Origin of the sequence: Stutzerimonas kunmingensis (genome assembly GCF_002929225.1) — a bacterium.
Taxonomy (GTDB): Bacteria; Pseudomonadota; Gammaproteobacteria; order Pseudomonadales; family Pseudomonadaceae; genus Stutzerimonas.
In genome coordinates this window covers 405,256-416,683 of the sequence record NZ_PISM01000018.1, presented here as the reverse complement: position 1 = coordinate 416,683, position 11,428 = coordinate 405,256, and the positions used below count along the sequence as shown (strand labels likewise).

Annotated in this window: 9 protein-coding genes; 5 read left to right on the top strand and 4 right to left on the bottom strand. The window is 63.2% G+C overall.

What is annotated here, in order from left to right:
* Window positions 1-69: 69 nt before the first annotated feature.
* Window positions 70-1,572, bottom strand: coding sequence for an exopolyphosphatase (ppx, locus tag CW305_RS12520; RefSeq protein WP_104098042.1), 1,503 nt, complete (start codon window positions 1,570-1,572; stop codon window positions 70-72).
* Window positions 1,573-1,755: 183 nt separating this feature from the next.
* On the opposite strand from ppx, the gene trxA reads away from it, so the two are divergent.
* From trxA to CW305_RS12500, 4 genes are all read left to right on the top strand, one after another.
* Window positions 1,756-2,082, top strand: a complete 327-nt coding sequence (gene trxA, locus CW305_RS12515; RefSeq protein WP_003283463.1) for a thioredoxin TrxA — start codon at window positions 1,756-1,758, stop codon at window positions 2,080-2,082.
* Between the two features lie 231 nt (window positions 2,083-2,313).
* On the top strand, window positions 2,314-3,573 hold the full coding sequence (gene rho, locus CW305_RS12510) for a transcription termination factor Rho (RefSeq protein WP_014821732.1): 1,260 nt from the start codon (window positions 2,314-2,316) through the stop codon (window positions 3,571-3,573).
* A 123-nt stretch (window positions 3,574-3,696) separates the two neighbouring features.
* Window positions 3,697-5,163 carry a 4-hydroxy-3-polyprenylbenzoate decarboxylase gene (gene ubiD, locus CW305_RS12505; protein WP_104098041.1) on the top strand — a complete coding sequence of 489 codons (1,467 nt, stop codon included), beginning with the start codon at window positions 3,697-3,699 and terminating at the stop codon, window positions 5,161-5,163.
* Window positions 5,164-5,237: 74 nt separating this feature from the next.
* Window positions 5,238-6,209 carry a CDP-6-deoxy-delta-3,4-glucoseen reductase gene (locus CW305_RS12500; protein WP_031298059.1) on the top strand — a complete coding sequence of 324 codons (972 nt, stop codon included), beginning with the start codon at window positions 5,238-5,240 and terminating at the stop codon, window positions 6,207-6,209.
* Between the two features lie 56 nt (window positions 6,210-6,265).
* On the opposite strand, the gene CW305_RS12495 is transcribed toward CW305_RS12500, so the two are convergent.
* The 3 genes from CW305_RS12495 to CW305_RS12485 all read right to left on the bottom strand — a co-directional run bounded on the left by CW305_RS12495 (window position 6,266) and on the right by CW305_RS12485 (window position 11,008).
* Window positions 6,266-6,931, bottom strand: a complete 666-nt coding sequence (locus tag CW305_RS12495) for an SPOR domain-containing protein (RefSeq protein WP_014821729.1) — start codon at window positions 6,929-6,931, stop codon at window positions 6,266-6,268.
* Complete coding sequence (gene argS / locus CW305_RS12490) at window positions 6,932-8,671, bottom strand: arginine--tRNA ligase (protein ID WP_104098040.1); 1,740 nt, start codon at window positions 8,669-8,671, stop codon at window positions 6,932-6,934.
* Window positions 8,672-8,785: 114 nt separating this feature from the next.
* Window positions 8,786-11,008: a primosomal protein N' gene (locus CW305_RS12485; RefSeq protein WP_041015347.1), complete on the bottom strand. Its 2,223-nt coding sequence runs from the start codon at window positions 11,006-11,008 to the stop codon at window positions 8,786-8,788.
* Between the two features lie 192 nt (window positions 11,009-11,200).
* Between CW305_RS12485 and rpmE the strand changes: the two genes are divergently transcribed.
* Window positions 11,201-11,413, top strand: coding sequence for a 50S ribosomal protein L31 (rpmE, locus tag CW305_RS12480; RefSeq protein WP_014821726.1), 213 nt, complete (start codon window positions 11,201-11,203; stop codon window positions 11,411-11,413).
* Window positions 11,414-11,428 lie beyond the last annotated feature (15 nt).

The window sequence follows — 11,428 nt, the reverse complement described above, 5'->3', positions numbered from 1 at the left end:
CCGCGTCGGCCTGGCTCAGGAGGCGAAGACTGGTTACCTGTATCATCAAGGGCCCCTAGGGCCCTTGTTTCATTTCATCCGCAGTTCGTAGCCCACGCGCGCGAGCCAGGCGGCTTCGGCCTCGAAGTCGGCCCTGGTCAGTGGGTTCGCGCCCAGCCAGCCGGTCGGGAAGATCAGCTCCAGGCCCCGTTCGGTCGCCTTTAGCTGCACCTCGGAGACGGCGCTGGCACCGCGGATGTGGTGGAACAGGATGGCGAAGCGCAGCAGGATGCACAGTCGCACCAGTGCATCGGCATCGACCCCGGTCTCGCCGAACTTGTCCTGAGGAATATTGCGTCGGTGGCCGCGCACCAGCAGCGCCAGCATCAGCTGATCCTGACGGGAGAAGCCGGGCAGGTCGGAATGCTCGATCAGGTAGGCGCCATGCTTGTGGTAGTGGTAGTGCGCAATATCCAGGCCCACTTCATGGACCCGTGCAGCCCAGGCGAGCAGCTCCCGGTGCCAGTCCTGATCCAGGCTCCACGCCTCGGCCACCTGGTCGAACGCCTCCAGTGCCTTGGCTTCGACTCGCGCGGCCTGTTCCATGTCGACGTGGTAGCGCTCCATCAGGAAGCTCAGCGAGCGGTCGCGGATGTCCTCGTCATGGTGACGGCCTAGCAGGTCGTAGAGCACCCCTTCGCGCAGGGCGCCTTCGGAGTGGGTCATGCTGCTGATCTCCAGCGCATCGAATATCGCCTCGAGAATCGCCAGGCCCGCAGGAAACACGCCGCGACGGTCCGGCTTGATGCCGTCGATGTCGATCTTCTCCACGTCGCCGAGCTTGAATAGCTTGCGTTTGAGCCATCCCAGCCCTTCGAGGTTGACCTCGCCGTTGCCGAAGCCGCCGCTCTTGATCGCCAGACCGACGGCTCGGATGGTGCCGGACGCGCCGATGGATTCCTGCCAGCCGAGCCGGCGCAGACCATGCTCGATTCCCATCAGCTCTACCCGCGCGGCGGTGTAGGCCTGGGCGTAGCGTGCCGGGGTGATCTTGCCGTCACGGAAGAAACGTTGGGTGTAGCTCACGCAGCCCATCTGCAGGCTTTCGCGCAGCTGCGATTCGAACCCTTCGCCGATGATGAACTCGGTGCTGCCGCCGCCGATGTCTGCCACCAGGCGGCGGCCGGAACTGCTCGGGATGGTGTGCGACACGCCGAGATAGATCAGGCGCGCTTCTTCGCGGCCGGAGATGACCTCGACCTGATGGTTAACGATCTCTTCGGCGCGGCGGATGAAGGTGGCGCGATTGCGCGCTTCACGCAGTGCGTTGGTGCCGACGATGCGTACGGCGCCCTGCGGCAGATGATTGACCAGCTGGGCGAAGCGACGCAGACAGTCCAGCCCACGCTGCATGGCGGCCTCGTCGAGTAGACGGTTTTCGTCGATCCCGGCAGCCAGCTGGACCTTCTCGCCGAGCCGTTCGAGGATGCGCATTTCGCCATTGCTGGTGCGCGCGAGCACCATGTGAAAGCTGTTCGAGCCCAGATCCAGGGCGGCGATCATGGGAAAGGTCTCAGCGGTGTTATGGCGCATTGGGCAGTCTCGATGCAAAACTCAGACATCCTGACATGATCGCCCCCATCCGCCAACGCAGTCGTTGACGCACGGAGGCGCTGCTCGCGGGCGATCGTCGCCGACCCGAGGGTCTGCAGCTTTCGATCCGCTCACAGTAGGGCTATGATGGCGACCTTTCCGTTCCGACCCTGGAGAAAATCCATGAGCGAATACATCAACAATGTCAGCGACAGCAGTTTCGAGCAGGACGTCCTCCAGGCCGACGGTCCCGTACTGGTCGACTACTGGGCCGAGTGGTGTGGTCCGTGCAAGATGATCGCGCCGGTACTCGACGAGATCGCCAAGGACTACGAAGGTCGTCTGAAGGTTTGCAAGCTCAATATCGACGAGAACCAGGAAACCCCGCCGAAGTACGGCGTGCGCGGTATCCCGACGCTGATGCTGTTCAAGAACGGCAACGTCGAGGCGACCAAGGTCGGTGCACTGTCCAAGTCGCAGCTGGCGGCGTTCCTCGACAGCAACATCTGACTTCGCCGAAGTTCCCCTCTAAAGCCCTCGCAGTCGCGGGGGCTTTTTTCATCGGCAGGGTGGACGCTTCGTCTGCACGGTGCTAAATTCGGCCTCGCGACGCATTCTTCCGTCGCCCTCTGCACGCCGTCGCCGACGCACTTCAGCCTCATAAAGCACAACGAACCTGTTCGTCTCTTGCTGCGCGGCTTCTCAAGCTAATCGCTTTCTACATCCTTCCTGACTCTCTCTATGAATCTGACTGAACTCAAGCAAAAGCCCATCACCGAACTGCTGGAAATGGCCGAACAGATGGGCATCGATAACATGGCCCGTTCGCGCAAGCAGGACGTGATTTTCTCCCTGCTCAAGAAGCACGCTAAAAGCGGCGAGGAAATCTCCGGTGATGGCGTGCTGGAGATTCTCCAGGACGGCTTCGGCTTCCTGCGCTCTGCGGATTCTTCCTACCTGGCCGGCCCGGACGATATCTACGTCTCGCCCAGCCAGATTCGCCGCTTCAACCTGCGCACCGGTGACACCATCATCGGCAAGATTCGCCCTCCCAAGGAAGGTGAGCGCTACTTCGCCCTGCTCAAGGTCGACTCGATCAACTACGATCGGCCGGAGAACGCGAAGAACAAGATCCTCTTCGAGAACCTGACCCCGCTGTTCGCCAACGAGCGCCTGAAGATGGAAGCCGGCAACGGTTCCACCGAAGACCTCACCGGTCGCGTAATCGACCTCTGTGCTCCGATCGGCAAGGGCCAGCGCGGCTTGATCGTCGCTCCGCCAAAGGCGGGCAAGACGATCATGCTGCAGAACATCGCCAGCAACATCACCCGCAACAACCCCGAGTGCCACCTGATCGTTCTGCTGATCGACGAGCGTCCGGAAGAAGTGACCGAGATGCAGCGCACCGTGCGCGGCGAAGTGGTCGCCTCCACCTTCGACGAGCCGCCAACCCGTCACGTGCAGGTCGCTGAGATGGTGATCGAGAAGGCCAAGCGCCTGGTCGAGCACAAGAAGGACGTGGTCATTCTGCTCGACTCCATCACCCGTCTGGCGCGTGCCTACAACACCGTGATCCCGAGCTCCGGCAAAGTGCTCACTGGTGGTGTCGATGCCCACGCCCTGGAGAAGCCCAAGCGTTTCTTCGGTGCCGCGCGCAACATCGAGGAAGGCGGTTCGCTGACCATTCTCGCCACCGCGCTGGTGGAGACCGGCTCGAAGATGGACGAGGTGATCTACGAGGAGTTCAAGGGCACCGGTAACCTGGAGCTGCAACTGGATCGTCGCATTGCCGAGAAGCGTGTCTTCCCGGCCATCAACATCAACCGTTCGGGTACTCGCCGCGAAGAGCTGCTGACCAGCGAGGAAGAGCTGCAGCGCATCTGGATCCTGCGCAAGCTGCTGCATCCGATGGATGAAAGCGCTGCGATTGAGTTCCTGCTCGACAAGCTCAAGGACACCAAGACCAACGACGAATTCTTCATGTCCATGAAGCGCAAGTAAGCGACTCGTCGTTGCCAACAAGGCCGGGGAAACCCGGCCTTCGTCTGTCTGCAGGTTTTGGAAAACCCGACGCGGGCGCTAAACTTTGCGCCTCGTCCCTGCCGGCCCATGCGAGGCTCAAGCATGCAGTATCGCGATCTGCGCGACTTTATCAGCGGCCTGGAAAAACGCGGTGAGCTCAAGCGCGTCACGGCTGCTGTCTCCCCGATTCTGGAAATGACCGAAATCTGTGACCGCACCCTGCGCAAGCAGGGCCCGGCACTGCTCTTCGAGAACCCGACGGGTTTCGACATGCCGGTGCTTGGCAATCTGTTCGGCACGCCGCAGCGGGTCGCCCTCGGTATGGGCGCCGAGGATGTCTCCGAACTGCGTGAGATCGGCAAGCTGCTGGCGTTTCTCAAGGAGCCGGAGCCGCCGAAGGGGTTGAAAGACGCCTGGAGCAAGCTGCCGATCTACAAGAAGGTCATCAGCATGGCGCCCAAGGTGCTCAAGGACGCGCCCTGCCAGGAGGTGATCATCGAAGGTGATGACGTCGACCTGGGGACAATCCCCGTACAGCACTGCTGGCCGGGCGACGCCGCGCCGCTGATCACCTGGGGTCTGACCATTACCAAGGGGCCGAACAAGGAGCGGCAGAACCTCGGCATCTACCGCCAGCAGGTCATCGGCCGCAACAAGGTGATCATGCGCTGGCTCAGCCATCGTGGTGGGGCTTTGGATTTCCGCGAATGGTGCGATAAGTACCCGGATCGGCCCTATCCGGTGGCGGTGGCGCTGGGTGCCGACCCGGCGACGATTCTTGGCGCGGTGACGCCCGTGCCCGATACGCTGTCCGAATATGCCTTCGCCGGCCTGTTGCGTGGCTCGCGTACCGAACTGGTCAAGGCGGTCGGCTCCGATCTGCAGGTGCCGGCGTACGCCGAGATCGTCCTCGAAGGGCATATCCATCCGGGCGAGATGGCCGATGAAGGACCATACGGCGACCACACCGGCTACTACAACGAGGTCGACCGCTTCCCGGTGTTCACCGTCGAGCGCATTACCCATCGCCGAAACCCGATCTATCACAGCACCTATACCGGGCGTCCGCCGGATGAGCCGGCGATTCTCGGCGTGGCACTGAACGAGGTATTCGTACCGATCCTGCAGAAGCAGTTCCCGGAAATCGTCGATTTCTACCTGCCGCCGGAAGGCTGTTCCTATCGCATGGCAGTGGTGACGATGAAGAAGCAGTATCCCGGCCACGCCAAGCGGGTCATGCTCGGCGTGTGGAGCTTCCTGCGTCAGTTCATGTACACCAAGTTTGTCATCGTCACCGACGACGACATCAACGCCCGCGACTGGAACGATGTGATCTGGGCCATCACTACACGCATGGACCCCAAGCGCGACACGGTGATGATCGACAACACGCCGATCGACTACCTGGATTTCGCCTCGCCGATCTCCGGGCTGGGCTCGAAGATGGGCCTGGATGCCACCCACAAATGGCCGGGCGAGACCAACCGCGAATGGGGGCGGGTCATCGTTCAGGACCCGGTGGTGAAGCAGCGGGTTGATGAACTCTGGTCGCAGCTGGGTATCGACTGACATATCCAAAGAGGCGGGCCCGAGCCCGCCCGAAAGCCTTGGCGGGTCATCCCGTTCACTGATAAGACGTGCACATGAAAGTTACTTTGCAGCCATCCGGCGCCGTGCTCGACGTGCGGCCCGGCGAACGATTTCTCGATGCCGCCAGGCGTCTGGGCTACGAATGCCCGCAGAGCTGTCGCAACGGCAATTGCCACATCTGCGCCTCGCTGCTGGTCGAAGGACGTGTGCGGCAGGCCGGCGAGGTGCGCGATCACGGCGAACTGCTGGCCTGCCTGGCCGAGCCACTGGAAGACTGCGTGCTGCTCTGGGATGGCGTGCTGGCGCCCGGCGAATTGCCGGTACGCGAGCTGAGCTGCCAGCTCAGTGGCTACGAAGAGGTCGGTGGCGATGTGGTGCGCTTGCGCCTACGCCTGCCGGCCGGTCGCCAGCCGCGCTATCACGCCGGTCAATATCTGTTGCTGCAACGGGAGGACGGTGAGTGGTCGGCGTTTTCCCTCGCCTCTGCTCCCGGCAGTGGCCGAGAGCTGGAGCTGCACGTGCTGGCGCGTGAGGAATCCGCGATCGAGCTGCTGGCATTCCTGCGGCGGCAGGGCTTTGCGCGGATCCAGCTGCCATTCGGCGACACGCATCTGGCAGAACTGCCGGACGGTCCCTTGGTGCTGGTTGCAGCGGGCACCGGCATGGCGCAGATGCACAGTCTGATCGAATATTGCCGCGCAGCCGGGTTCTCGCATCCGGTGCATCTGTACTGGGGTGTTCGCCATCCCGAAGACTTCTACCAGCTGTCGCACTGGGATGAATGGCAGGGCATGAGTAATCTGCATCTGCACCGTGTCGTCAGCGACGTCTGCGGCTGGGAAGGTCGCTGCGGCATGCTGCACGAAGCGATTCGCGAGGATTTCAACGATCTCAAACCGTTGCATATCTATGCCAGCGGCTCGCCGTCGATGGTCTATGGCACGCTGGATGCGTTGGTGGAGGCGGGGATGGACCCGCATCAGATGCGCGCTGACGTGTTTGCCTACGCGCCGCGGGAAAGCTGATTCGGTTTGCTGCGCCAGAATGAAAAACGCCGGGTCGAAAGCCCGGCGTTTTTCGTTCAGCGCGTCTGCCGCTGTTGCAACAGCAGGTTCTTGTAGCCGCTGGCGGCCAGCGTCTTTTGTGCGGCATTCAGTTGCTCGCGGCTGCCGAAGGGTCCGACCAGTACGCGATACCAGGGCTCATCACGCACCTTGACGCTTTCCACGCGCACGTCCTGACCAAGCAGGATGATCTGCGCGCGTACCCGATCAGCCTCCGCCTGCTGGCGGAACGAGCCGGCCTGCAGAAAGAACTGGGTAACGGGTGCCTTGGCCACTGTGGGCGGCGGCGGTGGTACCTGGCCATTGAGTGCGGCCTGCGCGCGGGCTTCGTCGATCTTCGCTGCTTCCTCCGGCGTTACCGGCTTGGCCGGCGGTTCCGGCTGCTTGGCTTCCGGCGGCAGAATCACTTCCGACTCCGGCAGCAGCGTATAGAAGTCGTACTTCGGCTTGGTCGCCTGCTCGCTGGCTGGCGTGCGCTTGGGCTGCTCCTTGATCGCGGTCTTGGGTGCGTCCTTGTTGCGCTTGACCTCCTCGCCACCCGGTTCGAGGCTCATCAAAAACATGATGAAACCGCCGATGACCAGGCCACAGACCAGCCAGATCCAGCCTGGTACGGCCTGTTTGGCGGGCGCCTGATAGCGGCTCGCGCCTCGTTTGGGCGCGGCTTTCTTCCTTGCAGCCACTTACATGCGCTCCAGAGTTTCCAGGCCGAGAAGTTCCAGGCCCTGCTTGAGGGTCTTGCCGGTCAGGGCAGCGAGGCGCAGTCGACTCTGCTTCTGCTCTGGTTGTTCGGCGCTGAGGATCGGGCAGTGCTCGTAGAAACTGGAGAACAGCCCGGCCAGATCGTACAGGTAAGCGCACAGCAAGTGCGGTTCGCCTTTCTCACCGACGCTGTTCAGCACTTCGCCGAACTGGGCGAGCTTGGCGGCGAGCGCCAGTTCCTGCTCAGCCTCGAGCTGAATCTGTCCGGCGATCTCATCGATGCCTTGACCCTGCTTGCGGAAAACGCTGGCCACGCGGGTGTAGGCATAGAGCAGGTAGGGCGCGGTGTTGCCTTCGAAGCTCAGCATCAGTTCGAAGTTGAAGCGATAGTCGCTGGTGCGGTGCTTGGACAGGTCGGCATATTTGACGGCGCTGATACCCACCGCGCGGGCGATCTGGCGCAGCTCGGCTTCATCGAGGTCCGGATTCTTGCCCTTGACCAAGGCATAGGCGCGCTGCTCGGCTTCGTCGAGCAGATCGATCAGCTTTACCGTGCCGCCGTCGCGGGTCTTGAACGGGCGGCCGTCGGCGCCGTTCATGGTGCCGAAGCCCATGTGCTCAAGCTGCATACCGGCATGGACAAAACCGGCGCGACGCGCCACTTCGAAAGCCATCTGGAAATGCAGGGCCTGGCGCTGATCGACGAAATACAGCGCGCGATCGGCATGCAGGACCTGGCTGCGGTAACGCATGGCTGCCAGGTCGGTGGTGGCGTAGAGGTAGCCGCCGCCGGCCTTCTGCACGATCACCGGGAGCGGATTGCCTTCGGCGTTCTTGAATTCGTCGAGGAAGACGCACTGCGCGCCGTTGTCCTCGGTGAGCAGACCTTTACTGCGCAGGGCTTCGACGATATCCGCAAGCTCGGCGTTGTAGGCGCTCTCACCCTTGACGTCGGCCGGGGTCAGCTTGACGTTGAGGCGGTCGTAGATCTTCTGGCAGTGCGACAGGGAAATATCGTTGAAGCGCGTCCACAGGCTCAGGCACTGTGCGTCCCCGGCTTGAAGCTTTACCACCAGTTCGCGGGCGCGGTCGGCGAACCCGGCGGACTCGTCGAAGCGCTGTTTCGCTGCGCGATAGAACTGCTCCAGGTCGGACAGCTCGCTTTCCGCCGCCGCCGGTTTTTCCTCGAGGTAAGCCAGCAGCATGCCGAACTGGGTGCCCCAGTCGCCGACGTGGTTCTGCCGGATCACCTCGTCGCCGAGGTACTCGAGCACACGACCGACGGCGTCACCAATAATGGTCGAGCGCAGGTGGCCAACATGCATCTCTTTCGCCAGGTTCGGCGATGACAGGTCGATCACCACGCGCTGGGGCGCCGACGCCTTGCGCACCGCCAGCTGTGGATCGGCCAGGGCCGCTTCGAGGCGCTCGGCCAGTGCGTCGCTGTTCTGGAAGAAGTTCAGAAAGCCTGGCCCGGCGATTTCCACCTTGCTGATCTGCGCGTCCTGCGGCAGCGCAGCGATCAGCTTCTCGGCCAGGTCGCGCGGCTTCAGCCCGGCCGGTTTGGCCAGCATCATGGCGATGTTGCTGGCGAAATCGCCGTGGCTCTTGTCCCTGGTGTTTTCCACCTGAATCGCAGGGGTCAGCCCTTCAGGCAGGACGCCTTCGGCGGTCAGGCGGACGAGGGCTTGCTGGATCAGGTGGCGAATGCTGTCTTTCATGGTCGGCTCAGTCCGCAAGTGTGCGCGAAAACCCGGCATTATCGGGTCGCGATGGGTATCGCTTCAAGGTGCGTGGCGCGCAGGGCGGCAAAAGTCCGGGTTTCGATCAGGCGATCAGAACAGATCGATCGGGTCGACATCCAGGCTCCAGCGCACGGCGCGACCGCCGGGCAGTTGTTCGAGCATCGGGACCCAGGCGTCCATCAGCCGGTGCAGGGTCGCCCGCGCGTTGCCCTGAAGCAGTAATTGCGCCCTGTAGCGGCCGGCACGCCGTTCCATCGGTGCGGGAACCGGTCCGAGCAGGTCGACGCCGTTGAGCTGCAGCTGGTCGAGCAACTGTTCGGCGAGGTTGCAGGCGTCGTCGAGGAAGGCTTCGGCCTGGCCGGGCTTCTGTGCCTCGGCGCGCAGCAGCGCCAGATGGCTGAACGGCGGCAGGCCGGCCGCGCGGCGCTCGGACAGGGCCTGCTCGGCAAAGGCGAAATAACCCTGTTCGGTTAGCTGCACCAGCAGCGGATGGTCGGCCAGATGCGTCTGGATGATGACCTTGCCAGGCTCCTCTGCGCGCCCGGCGCGCCCGGCGACCTGGACAATCAGCTGGGCCATGCGCTCGCTGGCGCGGAAGTCGGCTGAGAACAGCCCGCCGTCGGCATCGAGAATCGCCACCAGCGTGACGCGCGGAAAATGGTGACCCTTGGCGAGCATCTGCGTGCCGACCAGCAGGCAGGGTTCGCCGCGGTTGATGGTGCCGATCATCTGCTCCATCGCGCCCTTGCGCGAGGTGCTGTCGCGGTCGATACGCAGCACCGGATAGTCGGGAAAGAGGATACCCAGGCGCTCCTCGGCGCGTTCCGTTCCGGCGCCAACCGGGCGCAGATCCACCTTGCCGCAGTCCGGACAGTTGCGCGGCGGTCGCTCGACGTGCCCGCAGTGGTGGCAGCGCAGTTCGTTGTGACGTTGATGCAGGGTCATCCGCGCGTCGCAGCGTGGGCACTGGCTGAGCCAGCCGCAGTCATGGCAGAGCAGGGTGGGGGCGAAGCCACGTCGGTTGAGGTAGACCAAAACCTGCTGGCCGGCGCCGAGGGTCTGGCCGATGGCCTGTTGCAGCGGGCCGGATATGCCGGCGTCCAGCGGGCGACTCTTGACATCCAGGCGCAGGAAGCGCGGCGACTGCGCATTGCCGGCCCGTTGCGTCAGTTTGAGCAGCGCATAGCGGCCGCTGTGGGCGTTGTGCAGGCTTTCCAGCGAGGGCGTGGCCGAACCGAGCACAATCGGCAGGTTCTCCTGGCGCGCGCGCAGCAGGGCCAGATCGCGGGCGTGGTAGCGCAAGCCTTCCTGCTGTTTATAAGAGGCGTCGTGCTCCTCGTCGATGATGATCAGGCCGGGATTCTTCATCGGCGTGAACAGGGCCGAACGGGTACCGATGATGATGTCCGCCTCGCCATCGCGGGCGGCGAGCCAGGCATCGAGTCGTTCACGATCGTTGACGTTTGAGTGCAGCAGCGCGATCCGGGCGTTGAAGCGCTGTTCGAAGCGGGCAAGCGTCTGTGGCCCCAGGTTGATCTCGGGAATCAGCACCAGCGCCTGCTTGCCGGCTTCCAGTACGCGATGAATCAGTTGCAGGTAGACCTCTGTCTTGCCGCTGCCGGTCACCCCCGCCAGCAGGAACGCCTGAAATCCTCCGAGGCCCGCGCTCACCGCCTCGAAGGCTGCGCGTTGCTGTGTATTCAAGGTGAGTTCGGCCTGTAACAGCCAGCCGCCACTGTGCCCGCGCGTCGGCCTGCTGCGGCGGGATTCGATACGCACCAGGCCCTTTTCCAGCAGCAGGTCGAGGCTGTCCTTGTTCAGCTGCAGTTTGCTGAGCAGCGCATGTGGCAAGCCGTGTGCGTGCTGGGCGATGGCCTTCAGCGCTTCGCGCTGCCTGGGAGCACGAACCAATCGCGGATCGTCAGGGCTCGCGCCTTCGGCTACGTGCCAGTAGCGCTCTTGTCGCGCTTCAGCGGGTTCGCCCTGACGCAGCAGTACCGGCAGTGCCCAGCTGAGGGTGTCGCCAAGGCTGTGCTGATAATACTGCGCGGTCCACAGGCAAAGCTTGAATAGCGGGGCGGGCAGGGGTGGTTTGCTATCCAGCAGTTCCAGGGCCGGCTTGAGCTTTTCCGCCGGCACTTCGCTGTGGTCGCTCAGCTCGACCAGAATGCCGACCACTTCGCGTCGACCAAAGGGCACGCGCAGGCGTACGCCTGGTTGAAGAGCGGCGGGTGACACGCCAGCCGGCGGCAGGTAATCGAACAGGCGACGCAGGGGTGAGGGCAGCGCCAGGCGGAGGATGCTGGAAGACACTCGATGATCCTTGGTGATGTGCGGCGATGGTAAACGATGACGCGATTCGGCGTCGTCGCGAGCGCGCCAGCGGCTCAGCGCGTCTGTCGCCCGCGCTTGCATCACCCTAGCGCTCTGGTATGATTCGCGCCCTACTTCGTGCGGTACTCGACATAGGGTCGGGTGGCGGCACACAATCCTAGAGGATTCACCATGAAAGCCGATATCCATCCTAATTACGTCGAAATCGAGGCCACCTGCAGCTGTGGCAACGTCATCAAGACCCGCTCCACGCTGGGCAAGAACCTGAGCCTCGACGTGTGCTCCGAGTGCCACCCGTTCTACACCGGCAAGCAGAAGGTGCTGGATACCGGCGGCCGTATCGATCGCTTCAAGCAGCGTTTCGGTGTGTTCGGCGCCAAGTAAGCTGGCGTATCGGGA

Excerpts from the sequence above, each read along its gene's own strand:
- ppx (WP_104098042.1), bottom strand. The coding sequence starts at position 1,572 with ATGCGCCATAACACCGCTGAGACCTTTCCCATGATCGCCGCCCTGGAT.
- trxA (WP_003283463.1), top strand. The coding sequence starts at position 1,756 with ATGAGCGAATACATCAACAATGTCAGCGACAGCAGTTTCGAGCAGGAC.
- rho (WP_014821732.1), top strand. The coding sequence starts at position 2,314 with ATGAATCTGACTGAACTCAAGCAAAAGCCCATCACCGAACTGCTGGAA.
- ubiD (WP_104098041.1), top strand. The coding sequence starts at position 3,697 with ATGCAGTATCGCGATCTGCGCGACTTTATCAGCGGCCTGGAAAAACGC.
- CW305_RS12500 (WP_031298059.1), top strand. The coding sequence starts at position 5,238 with ATGAAAGTTACTTTGCAGCCATCCGGCGCCGTGCTCGACGTGCGGCCC.
- argS (WP_104098040.1), bottom strand. The coding sequence starts at position 8,671 with ATGAAAGACAGCATTCGCCACCTGATCCAGCAAGCCCTCGTCCGCCTG.
- rpmE (WP_014821726.1), top strand. The coding sequence starts at position 11,201 with ATGAAAGCCGATATCCATCCTAATTACGTCGAAATCGAGGCCACCTGC.